Origin of the sequence: Streptomyces sp. NPDC008238 (assembly GCF_042956445.1) — a bacterium.
GTDB lineage: Bacteria > Actinomycetota > Actinomycetes > Streptomycetales > Streptomycetaceae > Actinacidiphila.
In genome coordinates, this window is record NZ_JBIBGK010000002.1 from 511,255 (window position 1) to 531,345 (window position 20,091).

Sequence of the window (20,091 nt, forward strand, 5' to 3'; positions counted from 1 at the left end):
TGGAACGGGTGGAACGGGAAAGCCCCGGACCGCCGTGTGCACGGCGGTCCGGGGCTCGGGGCGGGGGCGCCGGGCGCGCTACAGCAGCGGGTCGATCCGGATGAAGCGGGTGTCGAAGGTGGCCGTGTTGACCGCGTTGCCGGAGCGGTAGGCGGGTGTGGCGGTGTAGCCGGCACCCGCCGTGAGGCCCGTCACGAGGAACTGGCTGGACGAGGACGCCCGGCCGGTGTTGGTGACCAGCGCCGCCCGGTCGTCGCTGGTCGTCAGGAACACCGCGTTGTCCGACGCCCTGCGCACCGTGGCGGACATGAAGGAGCTGTACGTCGCGGAACTCCACATGTAGGCGCCCACCGTCACGATGACCTGGCCGGAGGCGGGCGCCGTGAAGGCGGCCGCCATGGGGTCGCCGACCGCGTCGGCCAGCGTCTCCGCGTAGGTCGTCGAGGTCGTGGTGCCGCCGTCCAGGTTCACCCGGAACACCGGTACGGCTCCCACCGGCACCCAGGCGGTCCCGGTGTACTGCACCAGCCGGCCCGGGGTCGTCAGCCAGGCGACCATGCCGGCCACGGGGGCCGTCACCTTGGCGTCGCGCGAGGCCGCGTCCCCGAAGCGCATCACGGTACGGCCGTCCACGCCCTCCGCCAGCGCCCTCAGGTGCGCGGGCAGGTCGGCGGCGTCGGTGGCCTGGGGGTAGGGCAGGTTGCTGATCGGGGTGTACTGCGTGGTCACGCCGTCGCCTCCGTCGCGGGGTCGGGTGAGCCGCCGCCTTCGGCGGTCTTCGTGTACGGGGTGGGTTCCTCCTCGGCCGGGCCCTCCGGGGACGGCGGCCCCGGTCGCCCCTCCGGCGGCGGGCCGTCGCTGACCGTGACGGCGACCGGGTGGTCGGGCCCGTACCCCGCGCCGGCGCCGACCCCGAGGTATCCGGCGAGTTCCGTCGTCACCGTGTCGGCCAGCTGCTGGAACTGGTCCTCCGTCAGGGTGACGGGCGCGGTGCCGGGCGTGTTCTCAGACATGGGTGCCCTCCTTGACGTCCCGCCAGGTCCGGCCGTCGGCCTTCACCTCGGCGAGGGTCGGCCACGCGGCCGCCACCTGCGCGTACGTCTGCCACACCGCCGTCACCGGCGCCGCCGGGACGTCGGGGGTCAGCCCGGAGTCCGCGGGGACCCCGTTGGGCGTCGTCCCGCGCAGGGTCAGGGTCTGCCGCACCCCGCCGGCCGCCGTCGCCGCGGTCTTGATCCCGGTGACCCAGGCCAGGGTGTCCAGCTGGGCGCCATGGGTGTCGACCAGCCGCACGACGTCGCCGAGCTGGATCCGCGGGTCGTGGAGCACCTCGACGTCGCCGATGACGGGGACGGGGTACTCGCCCGCCCTGCGCATGGCGTCGGCGAGCGACTGGGCGCCCCGCAGGTCCTGCACCCAGTCCGTCGGCTCGGCGGAGTACTCCTGCCGGCCGTAGAACCGCTCGCCGGCGGTGCCCGCCACCCAGGAGGTGGCGTAGCGCTCGGCCGGGTCGTCGGCCGGCTTGAGGGTCTCCAGGTGGACGGACGGCTCGCCGGTCTTCGTGACGGTGTAGAGCGTCTGCGCGCTGCGGTTGCTGAAGCGCACCACCAGGTAGCCGTCCTCACGGCGGGTCAGGACGTCGACCGCCCCCTTGACCGCCGTCGCCCCGGCCGCGGGCGAGGTCGCGAAACGCACGGAGGACCCGGAGGTGGTGACGGAGTCGTCGTCGGTCAGCGGCGGTCCGATGTCGAACTCCTCCTCGGCCATCACGTAGCTGACCGTGACGGACCGGTTCGCGGGGATCTCCCGGACGGTGCTGTCGTCGTAGACGGTGCCGGTCGCCGCGCCGGTCCTGGACCAGTCCTTGGCGGGCTGGACGCAGTAGTTCCGGCAGGCGTCGATCTCCTCGGTGACGGTCAGCGCGCCGATGTCCCGCACCGTCGTGAGCGTGAGGTCGGCCGCCGTGGGGGGCTGGGCGAACCGGGTGTGGTTGCGCCAGCGGAAGACGCCGTGCTCGTCGAACTCGGCCGTCGCCATGGTCGCCTTGGCGATCTGCGTCAGCACGTCCCACTGCGAACCCGAGACCCGGGGGACGGAGACCAGCGGGAGGACCGCGTCGTCGAGGACGGCGCCCTTGGTCCATGTGCCGGACTGGCCGAAGTCGGCCGCGACCGGCATGGCCGCCAGCCCGGAGGTCACCTGCAGCGACTCCACGGCCATGGTGGTCACGAGCCGCACCTGGTCCAGTTCGGAGGACTTCTGGACGCCGGGCGGCTGGACGTACGTGGCCGCGGGCCCCAGCAGGTGCGTTCCGTCGGGTGCGGTCAGCCGCGGCTGCACGGTGGGGTAGACCGTGCCGCCGGCGCCCGTCGTGTCGAAGAACGCGCCGATGTGCCAGACGCCCCGCTGGGCCCTGAGCGCCGCCCACGACCACTCGAAGTACCAGTAGCCCTGGGGGTCCGAGCCCTCGGAGTGGATGCGGACGGTGCCGGCGGCGAAGTCGACGACCAGTCGCAGCGTCCCCGTCGCCGTTCCCGTGCGGTTGAACTGCAGCTGGATCTCCACCGTGTCGCCGATGCCGACGGCGTTGTTGACCCACGCCTCGGCGAACAGCCGGCTGCCCGGCACGGTGACCCGGCTGCGCGGGAACCACGAGGCCGTCAGGCCCGTCGTACCCGGTTCCAGGCCCGTGGGCACCAGCGCCATCTCGTACGGCGCGTCCTGCCGGGTCCACGTGTAGTTCCGCGGATCGGGCAGCACCTCCGGCTGGCCGTAGGGCGTGGTGAACCCGCCGTGCAGCGTCGCGTGCACGAGGGTGAGCGGCTGCCCCTCCACGAACTCGGGGTAGCGCGCGGGCGGGGAGCTGTGCAGTCCCGCCTGTCGGAGCAGTTCGTCCACGCACCAGGTCACCGAGGACACCGGGCGCTTGCGGAAGAACCCGATGTACGGCTTCGGCAGGACGGCGGGGCCACGCAGCCGCTCGGCCCCGTCCAGCGCGGTGACCTTCACGGTGTCGCTGCCCGAGGCGGCGCTGCGGGACCGGACCGTGCCGCGGAAGGCGGCCAGGTCGTTCCCGTCGAGCCCCGCGGCGTGCACCACGGACTGCCCGGGACGCACGAGGTCTCCCGTGGTCCTGGGCGCCCACGGCGAGTACAGCTGCGGGCCGGACCGGTCGGGCCGGCCCTGCACGTGCTCGGCCGTGGTGAGCGCCGCGCCCGAGATCTCGAACTCGGCCTGGGCGGAGGCACTGCCGGAGAACGCCCGCATCGCCTCCGGCAGGTCGGTCGCGTAGGACCGGTCCACGCTCCAGGACTGCACCTGGGCGCCGAGTTCCTGTCCGCCGAAGCGGGTGGAGTGGGACGTGGTCCGCTCGCCCCGCGCGAGGGCGGTGGCGAGGTCGTCGTCAGCCCGCTGCACCGGCCACCTCCACCAGGTCGATGCTCACGCCGCGGTACGGCAGGGGCTGGGCGGGGGCGTCGCTGTACCCGGTCACCGCCATGGCGGGGCAGCCGTCGCCGGGGATCCCGTCGGCGGCGCCGTCGTCGTAGGACAGGCAGGCCCCGGCGAGTGCGTACGTCCCGGTGGTGCCGGGCCTGGCGCAGGGCGTCACGAAGGCGGCGCCCCCGGGCACGGTCCCCGCCGTGTAGGCGCCGTTGGCCGACAAGGACGACAGGTAGGAGCCGGCCGCGTTCTTGAAGTCGAGGATCACCGCGCACGTCGGCAGGGCGGCGATCGCCGTGGGAGCCCGGAAGGAGATCCGGGTGCCCGGCGCGACGGGGAAATTGCCCCAGTAGCGGTGGCGCCAGGCGACCTTGCCCGCGGTGTCCGAGGCCGTGAAGGCGAAGACCCCGGGAGAGGCCGATTCCACGACGGTGCCCGTGCCGCCGCCCGTCACCAGGAACCACTGGGCGAGCCCCGGGCTTCCGGGCTCCCCCCGGCCAGCCGCCTGCAGGCCGTCGAGCATGTTGGCCGCCGCGGGGTCGAGCAGCGCGACCGGGCCGGCGCCGTCGGTACGGCGGGCCAGCCGGTCCAGCACCCGGGCCTGCGCGGGCTCCAGCGTGTCCCAGCTGAGTTTGGTCCGGCGGTTGGCGCGCACGTTGCGCACGACGGTCACCCGGCCGCCGAGCGACGTGAACTCCGACGCGCCGAGGTCGGCGCTGCGGTCGAAGGTCCGCGCCGCGCGGTCGATCTCGTACAGCGAACCGGGCGGTCCTATCCACAGGTTCCTGCCCATGTGTCACCTCGTCTCTTGCCGTGAGGGCATGAAAAAAGCCGGCGACACGGTCGCCGGCGTCGAATCCGTACGAAGGGCGGAGCGCGGCTCAGCGCCGCGCGAGCTGCCTGTTGCCCAGGGCCACGGCCCGCGCGATGGTCTGCGCGTCCACCTGGACGAGCACGGGCCGCTCCGCGAGCCTCTCCACGGCCGCGGCCAGCCGCGCCATGTGCGCCGCCGATCCGCCGCCCGCGCCGAGCATCCGCTCCAGCCTGCTGAGCGGGATGACCGCCTCGGCCTCACCGCCCTCACCCACCAGCGCGAGCGTGCCGCCGTCCCGGGCGGGGACGACACCGCCTTGCGCGAGGGCGGGGATGTTGGGGATCTGCGGGATGTGGATCGAGAACGACTTGCCGCCGATGACCGGCACCCAGCCCGGGATGGACACGTGCACCCGGTTCAGCGCGGAGATCATGTAGTTGATGCCGCTGATGTAGGCGCGGGGCAGCGCGGTGAAGGCGTTGATGATGCCCCGCAGCACCGACTTGATGGGGCCCGCGTGGGACTTGATGGCGCCGAGGATGGTGTTCCAGGCCCACTTCACGCCCTTCGCCAGGGCGGCGGACACCTTGTCCATGTTGATGAACTGGGAGATGATCGGCGCGAGCAGGGCCATGACCAGCCCGAACGGGTTCGCCGCCATCGCGAGGTTGAGCCCCCGCTGCGCGAGCGAGGCCCCCTTGAGCCCCTTGCCGAGACCCCCCATGGACTTCCCGCCCCGGTCGGCGTTCTTGCCGGCCTTCCCGACGGACTTCTCGACCGCGTCCGCCTGCTGCTTGACCTCCCGCAGCGCCCCCTCGGCCTTCCCGGACGAACCCTTGAGCCTGTCGAGCGACGCCTTGAACTTGTCCGCCCCTCCCTTGGCCTTCCCCATCCCCCCGTCGGCTCCCACCGCCGACGACTTCACCTTGTCGAGGCCGGAACCGCCGCCGGCTGCCGCCGACCTCATCCTGCCCAGCGAGGTGTTCAGCCGGTCGGAGCCGCCCCTCATCCTCGTGAGCGCGGGATCGACCTGGCCAGTGGACGACTTGATCTTGCTCACAGCCGAGCTCGCGCTCCCGAAAACCTGAACAAGACGCCCGAGTCCCGCGGACGTCTGGGTAACCATTCCACGGAATGCCCTGAGGCCCGCTGTGGCGAAATTTACGGACTGCTTCAGACTCATACTCTCTCCTATTCAATAAAGCTCAGCCGAGCGAATCCGCCGCCCGATCTCCCTGGCGGGCCAAGCCCTGCAGATCCGATGTCACCGCACGCACTTCCTGGCCCGTACGACGCGCCTGCTGCTCCGTTCGCCGCAACTGCTCCTCCGTACGACGTGCCTGCCCCTCCTGCGACTCGCCACCCTCACCTGATTGCCGAGTACCCCCGGGACCGGATCCTTCCGTGCCCGTCACCTCCTCCGCAGAGCCTCCTCCTCTTCGCAGCATTTTCCAGAGGGGGAGGAAACCCCAGTCATTCCGCTCGACACCCCGATCCTTGAGGAGTCGCTCGACCACCGGTTCGGTGCTCAGGATCGGCGGCAATTCGATCTTCGCAAGCGTGAGAGCCACGGCGATGCCGATGACCTCCGGGGATTTGACCGCCTGAACGATCTGGTCCGCGGTCGCCTCGGAGACGAAACGCTCGGTCGCCACCCGGCTCTTGTCGGCGCTTGACTCGAGAGCCCCCTCCTTGACGTCGGAAGCCCTCAGGAGACCACTCAGAGCTCCCGCATCAGCCTTTCCCTCCACCAGGTCCTGCAACTTCGCAACATCGCTCGCCACCTTCTCAAGAGACTTTTCTGACATACTCACACCGCCTCACACATCTCAAAGACTCACCGCCTTGGGCGCAACCGAAATTCATTGACCAAGACCGGAAGCGCCACCTAGGATATCGCCGCAAACTCCCTCACCCTGGAGGAGAAATGCCAGTATTTACCCTGCTCATGGCGTCCTGCATACTCGTTCTCGGATTAATTCTCATCCGGTCGACCGCAATGGAAGCACTCAAGAGGAGGAGCATCTCCCGGAACGGGATCCCGACTGAAGGCGAATGTGTTGACCGAACATGGAGTCAGCCGGGGAAGGCTCATTACGTGTTGACCTACACGACCGTCGACGGCAGGACCTTCCGCGTGACCTTCTCGAGTGCGGCACTTCCTCCCGATTTCACCAGCGAGTCAACCGCTACAGTGCTGTACGACCCGGCGGATCCCGGAACAGCAAGGACTGCCTTTTCCCTGCACAAACAACTCTGGAAAAATCCGGGCGAGATATACGCCGCCTTGGGCGGAGCGGCTCTGTGCTGTATCGCCGCATGGATGGCGTTCGAAATTATCTGACCCGGACATGCCGGCTCTAGCTGGTCTCGTACGTCCCGCTCAGACGCAGGAAACTCCCGCTCGAGAACGCCGTGCCGAACACGCCCCCGCTGCCGAGCTGGCCGAGGGTGTTCCCCGTGGTCGAGCCCGGCGCCCAGACGGTGAAGCCGGTGGCCCCGGACGTGGCGGCGAGCTGGCCGCTGACGAGGGCACGGCCGGCGGAGTTGGAGGTGTTGCCGACGAACTGGACGAGCGTGCCGGCGGCACCGGCGGCGACGGGGAGCCCGAAGGTGTAGGCGCCGCTGCCGTTGGTCGTGGTGGAGCCGTGGACGAGGGTCATCTGGAAGTGGCAGGTCTTGCCGACGAGGGCGTACCGCCCGGCGATCGTGCCGTCGCCGATCGTGGGGTTGGTGGTCGTGGCCGTCCAGGTCGGGGTGTAGCCGTTCCAGACGCCGAGCCCCACCCAGGCGGTGCCGTTGTGGTACGTGAAGCAGCCGGGGGCGGCCAGCCAGGCGACCATGCCCGCCGCCGGCGCGGTGATCTTGGCGTCGCGCGTCGCGGCGTCGGCGAAGCGCAGGACGGTGCGGCCGTCCGCCGCGTCGGCGAGGGCCTTCATGTGGGCCGGCAGGTCGGCACTGTCGGTGGGCTGCGGGAAGGGAAGCGCGCTGAGCGCCGTGTAACTGGTCACGGATGGATGGACCCCTCAGGCGAAGAAGCGGATCAGTTGGGCGGGCGTGGGGTTCCCGGGGGGCGGCGGGGCCTCGTCCCCGGCCGCTCCGGTCCCGGCTCCGGGACGCGGGACGGGCTGGGGGTACTCCAGCGCCTCGGCGTCCTCGTCACGGTTGACGGTGGCGAACATCCAGTTGGCCTCCGCGAGGTGGTCGACCACGCCGGCGAGCAGGTGGTCGCCCACCGACCAGTCGGCGGCCTCACCGTGGATGCGGCGCAGGGTCGCGCTGTCGCGTGGCAGGTGCCGGACCAGCACCGCGAGCCGGCGGGAGGACAGCCGGCCGCGGTGCCAGTCCAGCAGGTCCACGCCGTAGTGGCGGAGCAGGTCCGCCTCGAGCGCCTCGGCGTGTTCGTCGACGAACCCGCCGAGGCTCAGCCTTCCCCCAGGCCGAGCCCGGTCTCCTTGCCGTAGGCCTCCAGAATGGCCGCGATGTCCTGCATCGTGACCTCGTGGCCGTCGAAGCGGTCGAACTGCCGCTCGCCCAGCAGCAGCTGGAGCAGTCCGTCCACGTCGTTGTCGTCCAGGGCGCGCAGTTCGCGGGCGGTGGAGCGGGTGAGCTCGGTGGGGAGCTCGAAGGTGTCACCGTCGACGGTGAAGGTCCAGGAGCGGCCGAGCGCCTCCAGGCGCTGGGCCCTGGCTGCGCTGACGTCGAAACCGGCCATGGCGGGTCCCCTCTGTGATGGGTGGTGGGTGGAACGGTGCGTGCGGGACGTGCGGGACGGGGGCGGGGCCGGTGGCGTGGCGCCACCGGCCCCGGCCCCGGCCGCGGGAGGGGGATGCCTACGCGTAGGAGGCGTCCTTCATGAGGATCGTGGCCAGCGGCTTGACGTCGTCCACGGCGAGCGCGGTGAAGGTCACGCCAAGCTTGACCGAGGAGGTGCGGTTGAGCGTGATCTCCTCGGTCTCGGTCACCTGGCCGCGCGGGATCACGAAGCGGTAGGTGGTGCTCGAGCCGTCGGTGAACTCGATGCCCATCGCCTTCTCGTTGAACTTCGGGGCGCCGGCGAGGTCGTACTTCCACTCCGTGCCGGACGCGGCCACGGTGTCGCCGCCCATGAAGAAGGGCAGGGTGTCCTCGTTGAGCTGCAGGAGCTGGAACTTCACGCTCAGGTCGCGGTCGGAGTAGATGAACCGCGCCGGGCTGACGGACTGCCAGGTCTCGACCGGGTCGAGCTTGTCCTTCTTGTTGAACTTGATGCCGTCGGGCGAGGTGTAGCCCAGGTCCTTCCAGGCGGCGGCCCAGGCGACGACGGTGTCGACCGGGGCGGCGGTGCCGACCGGGGCGACGAGGATGCGGCCGGTGCCGGCGACGCGGATCTCGGAGGAGTTGTTGCCTGCCATGTGGGACTCCTTGTCAGGGAAGCGGATATGACGAAGGCCCCGCCGGACGGCGGGGCCTGATCAGGGGTGAGCGCCGGCGCGCGCTCAGGCGGGCCGGATGTACAGCCGCGTCGTGGAGTAGTAGCGGTTCGCGGCGGCCCGGTTCCAGTCGGGCAGCCAGCGCGGGCCGTCGGCCTCGACGACGTCGGTGACGACGGCCGTCCCGTAGGCCGTCGCCCGCAACGCCTGCAGCGCGGTCCTGGCGGACAGGGCGAGGGTGTGGGCGGCCGTCTTGGTCGGGCCGTAGACCTCCAGGTCGACCAGCGGCTGGTCCAGGTGCGCGTCGTCGATCCAGGCCCCTCCCGCGCGGGAGACCAGGACGACCGGCTGGGTGCCGTCGAAGCCGGCGGGCGCGATGTTGTCGACACTCGCCCCGGTCAGTTCGGGTCGGGCCTTCAGGAAGTCGACGACCAGCTTCTCCACATCGGGGAAGACGGGCGGATTGGCCAAGGGTTCTGCTCCTTCCGGTCGGTGGCGGCGCGTTCCGCGGTACGGGCGGAAGGCCGCCGTCCAGCACGAAGCGGCGGGCCGGCCCGGTCCCGGGCACAGCTCCGCCGCTGCATCCATGGTGATTGATTGCGCTCGCGCACGCAACTTGAATGTCCGCGCGTTGGCCGGATTCCGTCGCCCGTCCACGCCGCACGAGGATTGACGACGCCCCAAAGTGGTGAACACGTGTTTGAAGGACGTCTGGTGCCGGGCGACGCCCGGCCGCCGCCCGGCACCAGGGGGCAACGGGGAGGGAGTGCCGTGCCAGGCACGGAGGACATGCACGAACCGGTGGAGCACCGGGTACGGCAGCGCACGCAGGAACACGCTCAGGAACAGGCCCGGCCCGCCGCTCCGCCCGCCGCCCGGTTCCTGACGGAGGAGGAGGCCCACGGGCTCATCGAGGAGATCGTCCAGGCCTGCCTGCCCGGGGGGCTCGTGGCCGTCACCCGCTCCCACCTGGAGGAGATCACCCTGCGGGCCTACGCCCACGGCTGGCAGGACGCGATGGACCAGTACGGGGAGGAAGCGGGAACGGAGCGGGAGGACGGCGCCGCCCGCCCCCGCCCGGGGGGCTTTCCGCGGCTCGTCGACCCGGCGCCCGACGCGGCGCCCGCCCCGCGGGGACCGGTGCCCGCTCCCCGGCCGAAGCGACCGCGGCGTCCGCCCCGGGGCCTGCCGGGGGCGGGCATGACCTGACGCCGGCCGGTCCCCCGGACACGACGGCGCCCCGCGTACCTCCTCGGGTACGCGGGGCGATGCATGGGGGTGTGGTGGCGTCAGGGGCGCCGGATGGTCGCTTTTCGGCCACGCGCCCTCCGCTCGGCGGCGAACACGTCCTCCAGCCGGTACAGGCTCGCCCGGCCGTTGCGGCCGGCCGCCGCCAGGTGCCCGAGCTGCACCCACTTGCGGATCGTGGCCGGGACGACGCCCGTCTCGCGTGCGGCGGCCTCACCGTTGATCAGCGTCGGTCCCGGGAGCGCCGCGCCCCTCACTCGGCCTCCCGGTCCACGAGTCCGGCGATCGCCGCCGGATCCAGGGGGAGTTGCCCCCACGCGGTCTCGGCCCAGGTGTGGCGGCGCGCGGGGTCGTCCGCGCAGCCGCAGACCTCGTCCGTGCAGCGGCACCCGGGGTTCACGCAGAGCACCGCCCGGCGGGCGGGAAGCGCCCGCAGCGAGACCGAGTCGCACCACGGGCAGCGTCCGTCGACCCGGACCAGGGCCTCGGTCCCGCCCAGCACCGACTGGCAGCGGCGGGCCATGCGACGGCATTCGTCGAGGACGTGCGCGGCCAGGACGGGATGCCCGGCCACCCGGTCGAGCAGACCCGCGATCCGGCCCAGGCGTTCGGGGACGGGGGCGCGGCGCGCCCGGCCGAGGCCGAGCCTGTCCCGTACGGCCTCCTCCAGTTCGACGACGCCGTCGGTGATGTCCCGGAGGGCGTCGGACACATGGAGCCGCAGCGGGGCGGAGCCCCCGCCGAGCACCCACGCGCGGTCGGCCCGGTCCTCCCGGTCGCGCTCGGCGAGCGAGCGCAGCGCCTCCGGCGCCAGGGGGTCCCGGGACATCGCCGAGGAGCCGGGGCTGCCGGGGACGAGCTCGCGGACGAGCTCGGGGAACTGACGCCGGAGGATGTCCAGCCACCGGGCGGCCCGGGCGGTGTGCTCGATGGCGAGGTTGCAGGTCACGTGCCGATTCCTTTCGTCGTGGACGGCGGTGGGGCTCACGCGGACAGGCCGGGGGCCGGCGCCGCAGCGATCACCCGGCCGTTGCGCCACAGACGGCCCGCGCAGACGCCGTCGAACCAGTTGTGCTCGGGGTCGACGACCTCCTCGCACGTCGCACGGATCGGGCACCGGGCGCAGGCGAGCAGCGCCGGCATCGCCTCCCCGGTGCGCCGGGCGAAGACCACGGAGGGTGGCAGGCCGGCGCAGGCGGGGGCTCGCGGGGGCTGGGGATCGTGCGGGGAACGTAAGGACACGGCGGTCGGACCCTCCGACGTTGACGACTCGAATTCGAACATACTTTCGCATGTTGCGATCGCGCTCGCAACAAATTTGTTGCCGGCGCAGGCCGGAGGCCGGTGCCTGCGGCATATGCCAGACCTCTTGGGGCCCTGCGGAGAGTCCTCCGGGAGCCCCCTCGAAGAACCCCCTCGAAGAACCCCCTCGAAGAACCCCCTCGAGGAGCCCCGGGCAGCGCCGCGGGGACCAGGGGCGACCCGGACACGGGATCTTCACCGATGCGAGCGCGCAACGGTACATTTCGCACGCGCACGCTGGTTATCGTGAAGATGCGAGAGGGAGGAGCCCCACAGGTGCCGAGCGATGCCGACCACATCGAAGAGTTCGCCGACTGGATCGAAGGCCTCATGCGCGGCCGGGGGTACGACATCGACAGCCCGCGCGGCGGCGGCAAGTCGAAGCTCGCGGACGACGCGGGGGTGCACCGCGCGGCCATCACGCGGCTGCTGCAGCGGCAGAGCATGCCGGACCTGGAGACGATGCGCGGGCTCGCCCGCGCGCTCGGCATCCCCGTACGGGACGTGCTCGTCCGGTCCGGCAAGCTGAGCGAGGACGACCTCCCCCGGCCCGGCGCCCACCCCGCGGGCGGCACCTCGGCGGGACCGCGCATGACCGCCGCGCAGGCGGCGGACGCACTGGGCATCCCGGAGCACCTGAAGGCGGCGTTCATCCAGGTGACGGAGCAGTTCACCCGTCCCGGCCACGCCGCGGACCTGCCGGCGGACGACCGCGCGACGGGCTGAGCGTCAGTTCCGGGCGACCCAGACCTGGTTGAGCTGCTCCTGGTAGTAGAAGGAGGTCAGCCCGAACGCCGGCGCCAGCAGGAGCCCCTTGAGGCCGGAGACCGTGTTGTGGAGGCCCGCGCGGCGCTGGGCGCGGGCGATGCGGCAGCCGGTGTTGTAGAGCGACACGACGGCGGGCACGAGCAGCAGCGCGCCGAGGCTCACGGCGAGCACGGCCAGGGCGGGACGGACCTTGATGCCGGGGTCGAACTCCCGCAGCTCCTTGTTGGCCCGGTAGTACCAGACGAGCCAGTACACGCCGAAGGTGAGGGGCCCCATCAGCCAGACGGCCCCGGGGCGGCGCATGTCGCCGGACGGCGTGGCGAGTCCCACGCCCCCGGCGACGGGGAAGCCCGGGAAGGGTCCCCGCGGTGAGGGGAGGGTCAGGTAGCGGTCCTCGTTGAACATGCTGCCCCCAGGTCGGGCCTTCGGCAGTGACGGAGCGGTTGCGTGCCGAAGAGAAGGTAAAGCTACTCGGCGGTTCGGCAGCCTGTCAGCGGTGAACGCTCACAAATTTCGCACAGGATGTCGGATCTTCCCGGATCCTGTGCTCAGCCGCCCTCGGCCCTCACCATGACGCGTCGCAGCAGGTCGGAGAGGTGACGGCGTTCGTCCGCGTCGAGGGTCCCCAGCAACCGGTACTCCTCGTGGCCGAGGACGTCCATGGCACCGAGCCAGGTCGCCCGGCCGGACCCGGTCAGCTCGACGTCGATGCGCCGGCGGTCGGCGGTGGAGTGGGTGCGCCGGACGTGGCCGCGGGCCTCCAGCGCGTCGAGCCGGCCGGTGACGGAGGCGGGGGCCAGGTCGAGGTCGGCGGCGAGTTCGGAGGGGGCGGCGCGGCCGCCGCGCCCGGCGAGGGCGTGCAGGGTGTCGAACTCGTGCCGCTGCAGGCCGAAGTCGACCAGCGACTGCTCGCGGACCTTGCGCAGGTGGCTGGTCACGAGCTTCATGCGGGTGACCGCGCCCTCGATGTCCGGGTCGAGGTCGGGCAGCACGGGCAGCCAGCGCTCCACGTGCCCGTCGGTCCAGTCCCGTTCCACCGCGGCGCCCTCGGCGGCCGTTTCGGCGACGGTTTCGGCATCGGCTTCCATGGCCGAATCGTACGGCGCAATATATTTCGGTGGCGAATGATTCGGCACCGAAATACATTGGCGTGCCATGACGCCCACACACCCCCTCCGGCTGCGCGACTTCCGGCTGCTGTTCGCCGGACGCGCGCTGTCCCTGCTCGGCGACGGGCTCGTGCCCGCCGCACTGGTCATCGCCGTGACCCGGGCGACCGGCGACGTCTCGGCCCTCGCCCTCGTCCTGGGCTGCGCGCTGGTGCCGAAGCTGCTGCTCCTCCCGCTCGGCGGGGTGGTCGCGGACCGCTTCGACGCCCGCCGCGTGGCGCTCGCCACCGACCTCGTGCGCTGCGCCGCGCAGCTGTTCGTCGGGCTCGAACTGCTGGGCGGCGACCCGTCACTGGTCCCCATCGCGCTCGCGGAGGCGGTGGGCGGCGCCGCCTCCGCCTTCTCGATGCCGACCCAGTCGCCGCTGGTCGCCGGCACCGTGACCGACGGCGCGGCCCGGCAGCGGGCCAACTCCCTGCTGGGGGTGGCCAGCAGCGTGACCCGGCTGTGCGGCCCGGCAGTCGCGGCTGCGCTGATCTGGGCCGCCGGCCCCGGCCTCGCCTTCGTGCTGGACGCCGCCTCCTTCGCGGTGAGTGCCGCGCTGCTGGCGGTGCTGCGGGTCGAACGGACCCCGCTGCCCCGCGCGTCGATGCTCACCGACCTCAAGGAGGGCTGGAGCGAGGTCCGTTCGCGTGACTGGTACTGGACGAGCCTGGTCGCGCACGCCGCGTGGAACGGCGCGGCCGCGGTCCTGACCACCCTCGGCCCGGGGGTGGCGATCCACCGGCTGGGCGGCGAGGGCGTGTGGTTCTGGGTGCTGGAGGCCGGGGCCGTCGGGCTCGTGCTCGGTTCCCTGCTGGCCGCGCGGGCCCGCCCGCGCCGTCCCGTGCTGGTCGCCAACCTGGGCCTGGCGACGTACGCGCTGCCGTCCGCCCTGCTGGCCCTCGCCGCACCGGCCCCGCTGCTCGTCGCGGCGTACGGGCTGGCGCTGACCGCCCTCGGCTACCTCAACCCGGTCTGGGAGACGGTCGTCCAGCAGCAGGTGCCCCCGCAGGCGCTGGCCCGGGTCACCTCGTACGACTGGCTGCTGTCGCTCGCCGCGATGCCGGCCGGCTACGCGCTGGCCCCGCTCGCCGAGGGCCTGTGGGGTCCCGCGGTCCCGCTGTGGGTCTCGGCGGCGCTCGTGGCGACCGCCTGCCTGGCGACGGCGGCGGTGCCGGGGGTGCGGGCGATCGGCGCGGCCCGCGCGGGGACCGCCGCGCCCGTCGCGGTCACCGACCGGGCGGAGGGCTGACGGCGACGCGGGCGCCGACCGGCCGCGCGCGGCAGCGCGGCGCGGCGGCTCCAAGGGCCCCGCGGGGCACCGCACTTCCTCCCTTGAACATGTTCAAAAACAGGTCTACAGTCATCGGCAACGGGTTTTGAACACGTTCGAAAAGGGTGGGACCCATGGACCTCACGGTCGTCGCATACGTCATCTACCTGCTCATCAGCGTCGCGCTGACGGTGTGGGTGGCCCGGACCCTCAGCCGGGCCGGCAAGGTCTTCCTCGAAGACGTGCTCCACGGCAACGAGAAGCTGGCCGACGCCGTCAACCACCTCCTGGTGGTCGGCTTCTACCTCGTGAACCTGGGCTTCGTCGCGCTGTACCTGAAGAACGCCGACCCGGTCGGCGACGCCCGCGAGCTCTTCGAGGCGCTGTCGGTCAAGCTCGGTGTCGTCCTGCTCGTCCTCGGGGTACTGCACCTGGCCAACGTCTACGTCCTCAACAAGATCCGCCGCCGGGGCGTGATGGACCGCGAGCAAGTGCCGCCCGTCCGCCCGCAGGGCTGGACCGCCCCCGCGCGGCCCGGGGCGTGACGGCCGTGGACCGCACCCCAGCGACCGGGGCCGCTCCGGCGGCCCCGGTGCCGGTCCGCCTGCTGACCGTGCTGTACGACCCGGACTGCTCGCTCTGCTCCTTCGTGCGCCGCTGGCTGGAACGACAGCGGCAGATCGTGCCGCTGGACCTCGTTCCGGTCGCCTCCGAGGAGGCCCGGCGCCGCTTCCCGGAGCTCGACCACACCGCGACCCTGCGCGAGATCACCGTCATCGGGGACTCCGGGCAGGTGTACCGGGACGACGCCGCCTGGCTGGTCTGCCTGTGGGCCCTCGCCGAGTACCGCCCGCTGGCGCACCGCCTCGGCACCCGGGCCGGAGCCCCCGTCGCCCGGGCCGCCGTGCTCGCCGCCGCGCGCTACCGCGAGGCGCAGTGGGGCCGCGGCGCCGCCGCGACGGGCTGGGGCGGCCGGGTGTACACCAGCGGGGAGGGCTGGTCCTACCACCCCGAGGACGGCTGGACGCACACCGGCCCGGGCACCGCCGGGGACACCGCCCCGGACGCCTGCGCGGACGGCTGCGCCCCGCCCGGTTAGGCTCACGGACGTGGAAGAAGCACCCCCCGGCACGACCCCCGGGACACCCCGGCCCCCCAAGAGCGAGCAGACGCGCGCCCTGATCCTCGAGACGGCCATGCGGCTCTTCGAGGAACGGGGCTACGACAAGACCACGATGCGCGCCATCGCCAAGGAGGCCGGGGTCTCGGTCGGCAACGCCTACTACTACTTCGCGGGGAAGGAACACCTCGTCCAGGGCTTCTACGACCGCCTCGCCGCCGAGCACGAGGCCGCGGTCCGGGGCCTCCTGGACGGCGGCGGGGACCGGGACCTGGCGGCGCGGCTGCTCACCGTGATGACCGCCTGGATCGACGTGGCCCGCCCCTACCACCAGTTCGCCGCGCAGTTCTTCAAGAACGCCGCCGACCCGGCGAGTCCGCTCAGCCCCTTCTCCCCCGAGTCGCACCCGGCCCGCGACGCCGCCATCTCCATCCACGAACGGGTGCTCGCCGGCTCCGACATCAAGGTCGACGCCGAACTCGCCACGGTGCTGCCCGAACTGATGTGGATGTACCAGATGGGCATCGTCGTCTACTGGGTCTTCGACCACTCCCCCGACACCGAGCGCACCCGGCGGCTGGTCGCCCGCACCGCGCCGCTCGGCGCGCGGATCCTCAGGCTCTCCCGCTACCGGCTGCTGCGGCCCATCGTGCGCGAGATCCGCGAGCTGCTCTCGGAGTTCCTCTTCCGGCGCTGAGCCGGCCCGCCGCGCCCGCCGCCCGCGCGGCGCACCCCGTCAGCCCACGGCGGGCTCGGCCAGCACCGCCCAGACCGTCTTGCCGTACCGGCCGCGCTCCCGGACGCCCCAGGTGTCCGACAGCGCCTGCACCAGCCGCAGACCGCGCCCCGACTCGTCGCCGTCCCCCGCGTCGCGCGGCACCGGGCGGGACTGCGCGCCGCCGTCGGAGACCTCGACGACGCACGACCCGTCCGAGTGGACGGTCACCGCCACCTCGAACTCCCGCTCCAGGAGCGGACTGTGCCGAACGGCGTTGGTCGCCAGCTCCGACACGACCAGGACGACGGACTCGACGGTCTCGCCCTCCTGCTCCCAGCCCTCGAGGTGGTCACGTACCCGGTGCCGGGCCAGCCCGACCGACGTCGGGTGCCGGGGCAGCCGGAACGCACTGCGCCTCATCAGGTCACTCTCCCCATGAGCGAACGCCCCCCTTCCGTTGCGCCATCCCTTACCAGTTTCGACGCGGGGAATGCGCTCCGTGTCAGATTGTTCGCGTTCGGTGAGCGGTTTCCGGCCACATTCAGGCGCGCGGTGCGGCCAGGGTCACGATCGTGATGTCCGAGGGCGCACCCACCCTGACCGGCGGGCCCCAGGCCCCCGCGCCACGGGTGACGTACAACTGGGTGTCGCCGTACGTTTCCAGTCCGGCCACCGTGGGGTTGGCGAGTGCCGCGATGTGGTTGCCCGGCCACAGCTGCCCGCCGTGGGTGTGCCCGGACAGCTGCAGGTCGACGTGGTGCCGGACGGATTCGTCGATCATCACCGGCTGGTGGGCGAGGAGCACGACCGCACGCGCGGGGTCCCGGTCGCCGAGCGCCTTCGTGTAGTCGGGGGCGTGGTCGTGCTCGGCGCCGCTGATGTCGTTGACCCCGGCCAGGTCGAAGCCGGCGAGCTCGGTGCGGGCGTTCTCCAGCGGGTGGACGCCCAGGTCGCGCACGAAGTCGATCCACGGCGCGGCCCCGGAGAAGTACTCGTGGTTGCCGGTGACGAAGTAGCTGCCGTCCCGCGCCCGGAGCCCGGCCAGCGGCTCCGCCGCGGGACCCAGTTCCCCGACCGAGCCGTCGACCAGGTCGCCGACGATGGCGACGAGGTCGGGGCGGGCCCCGTTGATCGTGTCCACGATCCGGCGGGTGTGCGCCGTGCCGAGTATCGGGCCGAGGTGGATGTCGCTGACCACGGCGATCCGGTAGCCGTCCGCGCTCGCGGGGAGCTTGGCGAGCGGCACGGTGACGTACTTCAGGCGCGGGCCGCGCAGCACGCCGTACGTGCCCTGACCGACCGTCACCCCCGCGGCGACGGCCGCCGCGGCGCCGACCGTACGGGCCACGAACAGCCGCCTGGGCAGTCCGGCGGTCACGGGCTCCGGCTGGGGCTGCGGCTTCGGCTGGGGCGGCGAGGACGCCTCGCCGGCCTCCCCGGCCGGCCCGGTAACCTCGGTGGCCTCGGCGGTCTCGGTGGCCCGCACGCCCCGGGACCGCTCCCGGCGCTCCAGCGCGAGCCGCAGCAGCGGTCGTACGCCCTCGCCGACCAGCACCGCCAGCGTGAGGTAGAGCAGCACCGCCAGCCACAGGTAGCCCGGCCAGGCCAGCCACCGCTCGGCCGCGAGCGGCAGTGACCGCCCGCCGACCAGCGCGCCCAGGCTCAGCAGCGGCAGGACGACCGCCAGGACCGTTCCCGTCCGCCGCCACCAGCCGCCCGGCGCGGACACGTCGCGCACCAGCCGGCGCCACAGGTAGTAGTGCACCCCGCCGAGGAGCGCCAGGACGGCCGCGACGACGGCGACCACGACGACGATCACCGGCCCGCCCGCAGAGCTCTCAGACCCCGGACGCCGATGACGCCGATCGCGGTGCCGAGGACGAGCGAGGTGATCGCCAGCGTCAGGTGCACCCAGAAGTACGTGGTGGGCGAGGCGTGGTCACCGCCCTCGAAGGCGAGCCCACTGGCGTCCTTCCACAGGTTCTTGACGAACGTCGTCCAGACGATCCAGCTCCACACCCCGAAGGCGGTCAGGAACCAGGACACGGGGCGGCTGAGCTTCATGCGACCAGTATGGGGGCCGCCGCGCGGCCCTCTCCCACGGGGTCCGCCCGGTCCGTCCACCGTGGGCCGCCGCCCAAGACGCCGATGGGCACCGCCCGGTTGCACATCGGGCACGTGGGATCGGTCACGGACCCGATCGGCCCCCCACGCCTGCCGCGGTCACCGGACGGCCTGTAACTTCTCATCGTGCCGAACTCCTCCCCCCGCGCCGCGCGCCGCTCCGCCATGGTGCTGTCCGTCCTCGCACTGGTCGGCGGTACGGCCCTGGCCACCGCGCCCGTCGCGCACGCGAAGAAGCCCTCCCCGTCCGCCACCCCGACGCCGCCCGCGCGGATGTCGGAGGTCGGCGGGGACCGGCTGGGGCAGCCGGGCACGCAGGTCAGCCCGCTCGCCGGCGCTCCCGGCCTGCCGGACAAGCTCACGTCGCGGTCGTGGATCGTCTCCGACGCCGAGACGGGGCAGGTGCTGGCCTCGCACAACGCGCACTGGAAGCTGCCGCCCGCCAGCACCCTCAAGATGCTGTTCGCGGACACGCTGCTGCCCAAGCTCGACAAGACGCAGACGCACAAGGTGCTCCCCTCCGACCTCGACGGCGTCGGCGCGGGCAGCAGCCTCGTGGGCGTCAAGGAGAACCTCAGCTACACCGTCCACGACCTGTGGCTCGGGGTCTTCCTCCGCTCCGGCAACGACGCCGTCCACGTCCTGTCCTCCATGAACGGCGGCGTGGACGCGACCGTCCTGGAGATGCAGCGCAAGGCGGAGGACCTCCAGGCGGACGACACCACCGTGATCTCCCCGGACGGCTACGACATGCCCGGCCAGGTCTCCTCGGCGTACGACCTGACGCTCTTCGCCCGCTCCGGTCTGCAGAACGCGGACTTCCGCGAGTACTGCTCGACCGTGCGCGCCCAGTTCCCCGGCGAGTGGAAGAAGACCAAGGGCAAGAAGGGCAAGAAGGGCACCAAGAAGCGCAGCAGCTTCGAGATCCAGAACACCAACCGGCTGCTCTCCGGTGACTACGACCTCCCCACCTACCAGGGCATCGCGGGTGTGAAGAACGGTTACACCACCAACGCGGGCAACACCTTCACCGGTGTCGCTCAGCGCGGCGACCGCACGCTGCTGGTGACCGTCATGCACCCCGGCGACGGCCACAACATGGCCTACAAGGAGGCGGCGAAGCTGCTCGACTGGGGCTTCGAGGCGGAGGGCATGGTCACCCCCGTCGGCATCCTGGTGCCGCCGAAGTCCGCCATCGCATCGGCCTCCGCGTCCCCCTCCCCCTCCGCCTCCCCCAGCAGGAAGGCCCCGCAGCAGGCCGCGGCGCCCACTCCCTCCGGTGGTGGGGGCGGGGCCTGGACGGCCCTCGCGCTCACCGGTGGCTCGGTGCTGGTCGTCGCCGCCCTGGCCTACCTCGTACGCCGCCGCTGGCCGCTGCCGCAGCGGACGGCGAAGGCCGTCATCCCCGCCCCGACCAAGCCCGGCGACGACGCTGCCGCGAAGCCCGCGGAAGCGGCCGAGGAGCAGGCGGACGGGCAGAAGGCCGGCACTACGGAGGCCGGCGCGGAGACGGACGCGAAGTCCGACGCGGAGAGCGGAACCGGCGCGAAGGAAGTGACGGAGAAGGAGGCCGCGGCGGAGGAGTCCGCGGCGGACGACGGCACCGGGCGGAAGGCCGGGACCGCCGCCGACCGCACGGCCTGACCCCGGCAGGACGTGGCCTGATCCCGCCGTACCCGGCCGGTGGCGCACGCCACCGGCCGCAGCCGTCCCGTGCCAC

At 72.5% G+C, this 20,091-nt stretch carries 27 protein-coding genes; 8 read left to right on the plus strand and 19 right to left on the minus strand.

The genetic code is table 11. The annotated features are described in order from the left end of the window. Window positions 1-78: 78 nt before the first annotated feature. From ACFZAU_RS07170 to ACFZAU_RS07195, 6 genes are all read right to left on the minus strand, one after another. A complete protein-coding gene (locus tag ACFZAU_RS07170; RefSeq protein ID WP_500551400.1) occupies window positions 79-729 on the minus strand; it encodes a hypothetical protein in 651 nt (216 codons plus the stop codon). Beyond that, window positions 726-1,013 (minus strand): hypothetical protein, encoded by a 288-nt coding sequence (locus ACFZAU_RS07175; protein ID WP_500551401.1) that lies wholly within the window; start codon window positions 1,011-1,013, stop codon window positions 726-728. Before ACFZAU_RS07175 ends, ACFZAU_RS07170 begins: the two co-directional genes overlap by 4 nt. Next, window positions 1,006-3,417, minus strand: coding sequence for a hypothetical protein (locus ACFZAU_RS07180; RefSeq protein ID WP_500551402.1), 2,412 nt, complete (start codon window positions 3,415-3,417; stop codon window positions 1,006-1,008). Before ACFZAU_RS07180 ends, ACFZAU_RS07175 begins: the two co-directional genes overlap by 8 nt. After that, window positions 3,404-4,234 (minus strand): hypothetical protein, encoded by an 831-nt coding sequence (locus tag ACFZAU_RS07185; protein WP_500551403.1) that lies wholly within the window; start codon window positions 4,232-4,234, stop codon window positions 3,404-3,406. Before ACFZAU_RS07185 ends, ACFZAU_RS07180 begins: the two co-directional genes overlap by 14 nt. An 88-nt stretch (window positions 4,235-4,322) precedes the next feature. Continuing rightward, window positions 4,323-5,315, minus strand: coding sequence for a hypothetical protein (locus ACFZAU_RS07190; protein ID WP_500551404.1), 993 nt, complete (start codon window positions 5,313-5,315; stop codon window positions 4,323-4,325). Window positions 5,316-5,460: 145 nt separating this feature from the next. Next, window positions 5,461-6,063 carry a hypothetical protein gene (locus ACFZAU_RS07195; protein ID WP_500551405.1) on the minus strand — a complete coding sequence of 201 codons (603 nt, stop codon included), beginning with the start codon at window positions 6,061-6,063 and terminating at the stop codon, window positions 5,461-5,463. A gap of 191 nt (window positions 6,064-6,254) precedes the next feature. On the opposite strand from ACFZAU_RS07195, the gene ACFZAU_RS07200 reads away from it, so the two are divergent. Continuing rightward, a complete protein-coding gene (locus ACFZAU_RS07200; RefSeq protein ID WP_500551406.1) occupies window positions 6,255-6,599 on the plus strand; it encodes a DUF3592 domain-containing protein in 345 nt (114 codons plus the stop codon). A 16-nt stretch (window positions 6,600-6,615) separates the two neighbouring features. Here the strand turns inward: ACFZAU_RS07200 and ACFZAU_RS07205 are convergent, their stop codons facing one another. From ACFZAU_RS07205 to ACFZAU_RS07225, 5 genes are all read right to left on the minus strand, one after another. Continuing rightward, window positions 6,616-7,266 carry a hypothetical protein gene (locus ACFZAU_RS07205; RefSeq protein ID WP_500551407.1) on the minus strand — a complete coding sequence of 217 codons (651 nt, stop codon included), beginning with the start codon at window positions 7,264-7,266 and terminating at the stop codon, window positions 6,616-6,618. Between the two features lie 15 nt (window positions 7,267-7,281). Next, complete coding sequence (locus ACFZAU_RS07210; RefSeq protein WP_500551408.1) at window positions 7,282-7,614, minus strand: hypothetical protein; 333 nt, start codon at window positions 7,612-7,614, stop codon at window positions 7,282-7,284. Between the two features lie 65 nt (window positions 7,615-7,679). Beyond that, the gene (locus ACFZAU_RS07215; protein ID WP_500551409.1) at window positions 7,680-7,970 is read right to left on the minus strand and encodes a hypothetical protein; all 291 of its coding nucleotides are present in this window, start codon (window positions 7,968-7,970) and stop codon (window positions 7,680-7,682) included. 118 nt (window positions 7,971-8,088) lie between these two features. Beyond that, window positions 8,089-8,649 carry a phage tail tube protein gene (locus ACFZAU_RS07220; protein ID WP_500551410.1) on the minus strand — a complete coding sequence of 187 codons (561 nt, stop codon included), beginning with the start codon at window positions 8,647-8,649 and terminating at the stop codon, window positions 8,089-8,091. Window positions 8,650-8,733: 84 nt separating this feature from the next. Continuing rightward, window positions 8,734-9,138 carry a phage tail termination protein gene (locus tag ACFZAU_RS07225; RefSeq protein ID WP_500551411.1) on the minus strand — a complete coding sequence of 135 codons (405 nt, stop codon included), beginning with the start codon at window positions 9,136-9,138 and terminating at the stop codon, window positions 8,734-8,736. A gap of 300 nt (window positions 9,139-9,438) precedes the next feature. Here ACFZAU_RS07225 and ACFZAU_RS07230 point away from each other — a divergent pair, with 300 nt between their 5' ends. Then, window positions 9,439-9,876: a hypothetical protein gene (locus tag ACFZAU_RS07230; RefSeq protein ID WP_500551412.1), complete on the plus strand. Its 438-nt coding sequence runs from the start codon at window positions 9,439-9,441 to the stop codon at window positions 9,874-9,876. A gap of 80 nt (window positions 9,877-9,956) precedes the next feature. Here ACFZAU_RS07230 and ACFZAU_RS07235 read toward each other — a convergent pair whose 3' ends face one another. From ACFZAU_RS07235 to ACFZAU_RS07245, 3 genes are read right to left on the minus strand one after another with little or no spacing between them, the layout of a single operon-like run. After that, entirely contained in the window at window positions 9,957-10,172 is a 216-nt protein-coding gene (locus ACFZAU_RS07235) for a hypothetical protein (protein WP_499606569.1), read from the minus strand. Next, window positions 10,169-10,864, minus strand: a complete 696-nt coding sequence (locus tag ACFZAU_RS07240) for a hypothetical protein (RefSeq protein ID WP_500551413.1) — start codon at window positions 10,862-10,864, stop codon at window positions 10,169-10,171. Before ACFZAU_RS07240 ends, ACFZAU_RS07235 begins: the two co-directional genes overlap by 4 nt. Window positions 10,865-10,899: 35 nt before the next feature. Beyond that, on the minus strand, window positions 10,900-11,157 hold the full coding sequence (locus ACFZAU_RS07245) for a WhiB family transcriptional regulator (RefSeq protein WP_500464857.1): 258 nt from the start codon (window positions 11,155-11,157) through the stop codon (window positions 10,900-10,902). A gap of 390 nt (window positions 11,158-11,547) precedes the next feature. Between ACFZAU_RS07245 and ACFZAU_RS07250 the strand changes: the two genes are divergently transcribed. Further along, the gene (locus ACFZAU_RS07250; protein WP_499606657.1) at window positions 11,548-11,943 is read left to right on the plus strand and encodes a helix-turn-helix transcriptional regulator; all 396 of its coding nucleotides are present in this window, start codon (window positions 11,548-11,550) and stop codon (window positions 11,941-11,943) included. Between the two features lie 3 nt (window positions 11,944-11,946). Here the strand turns inward: ACFZAU_RS07250 and ACFZAU_RS07255 are convergent, their stop codons facing one another. Both ACFZAU_RS07255 and ACFZAU_RS07260 read right to left on the minus strand, forming a co-directional pair. Next, complete coding sequence (locus ACFZAU_RS07255; RefSeq protein WP_499606566.1) at window positions 11,947-12,390, minus strand: DUF4234 domain-containing protein; 444 nt, start codon at window positions 12,388-12,390, stop codon at window positions 11,947-11,949. Window positions 12,391-12,533: 143 nt separating this feature from the next. Further along, window positions 12,534-13,073 carry a MarR family winged helix-turn-helix transcriptional regulator gene (locus ACFZAU_RS07260; protein ID WP_500551414.1) on the minus strand — a complete coding sequence of 180 codons (540 nt, stop codon included), beginning with the start codon at window positions 13,071-13,073 and terminating at the stop codon, window positions 12,534-12,536. A 67-nt stretch (window positions 13,074-13,140) separates the two neighbouring features. Here ACFZAU_RS07260 and ACFZAU_RS07265 point away from each other — a divergent pair, with 67 nt between their 5' ends. The 4 genes from ACFZAU_RS07265 to ACFZAU_RS07280 all read left to right on the plus strand — a co-directional run bounded on the left by ACFZAU_RS07265 (window position 13,141) and on the right by ACFZAU_RS07280 (window position 16,226). Beyond that, a complete protein-coding gene (locus ACFZAU_RS07265; protein WP_500551415.1) occupies window positions 13,141-14,388 on the plus strand; it encodes an MFS transporter in 1,248 nt (415 codons plus the stop codon). Window positions 14,389-14,543: 155 nt separating this feature from the next. Further along, window positions 14,544-14,954: a hypothetical protein gene (locus tag ACFZAU_RS07270; protein WP_499606563.1), complete on the plus strand. Its 411-nt coding sequence runs from the start codon at window positions 14,544-14,546 to the stop codon at window positions 14,952-14,954. A gap of 5 nt (window positions 14,955-14,959) precedes the next feature. Next, window positions 14,960-15,508 (plus strand): thiol-disulfide oxidoreductase DCC family protein, encoded by a 549-nt coding sequence (locus tag ACFZAU_RS07275; RefSeq protein WP_500551416.1) that lies wholly within the window; start codon window positions 14,960-14,962, stop codon window positions 15,506-15,508. Window positions 15,509-15,518: 10 nt separating this feature from the next. Beyond that, a complete protein-coding gene (locus tag ACFZAU_RS07280) occupies window positions 15,519-16,226 on the plus strand; it encodes a TetR/AcrR family transcriptional regulator (RefSeq protein ID WP_499606561.1) in 708 nt (235 codons plus the stop codon). 39 nt (window positions 16,227-16,265) lie between these two features. On the opposite strand, the gene ACFZAU_RS07285 is transcribed toward ACFZAU_RS07280, so the two are convergent. The 3 genes from ACFZAU_RS07285 to ACFZAU_RS07295 form a co-directional block, all read right to left on the minus strand. Beyond that, entirely contained in the window at window positions 16,266-16,670 is a 405-nt protein-coding gene (locus ACFZAU_RS07285; protein ID WP_499606656.1) for an ATP-binding protein, read from the minus strand. A gap of 118 nt (window positions 16,671-16,788) precedes the next feature. Further along, window positions 16,789-18,066, minus strand: a complete 1,278-nt coding sequence (locus ACFZAU_RS07290) for a metallophosphoesterase (RefSeq protein ID WP_500551417.1) — start codon at window positions 18,064-18,066, stop codon at window positions 16,789-16,791. After that, entirely contained in the window at window positions 18,063-18,311 is a 249-nt protein-coding gene (locus ACFZAU_RS07295; RefSeq protein WP_499606559.1) for an SCO4848 family membrane protein, read from the minus strand. The genes ACFZAU_RS07290 and ACFZAU_RS07295 overlap by 4 nt, the downstream gene beginning before the upstream one ends. Before the next feature lie 225 nt (window positions 18,312-18,536). Here ACFZAU_RS07295 and ACFZAU_RS07300 point away from each other — a divergent pair, with 225 nt between their 5' ends. Continuing rightward, the gene (locus ACFZAU_RS07300; RefSeq protein ID WP_500551602.1) at window positions 18,537-20,015 is read left to right on the plus strand and encodes a D-alanyl-D-alanine carboxypeptidase family protein; all 1,479 of its coding nucleotides are present in this window, start codon (window positions 18,537-18,539) and stop codon (window positions 20,013-20,015) included. The last annotated feature ends 76 nt before the right edge of the window (window positions 20,016-20,091 follow it).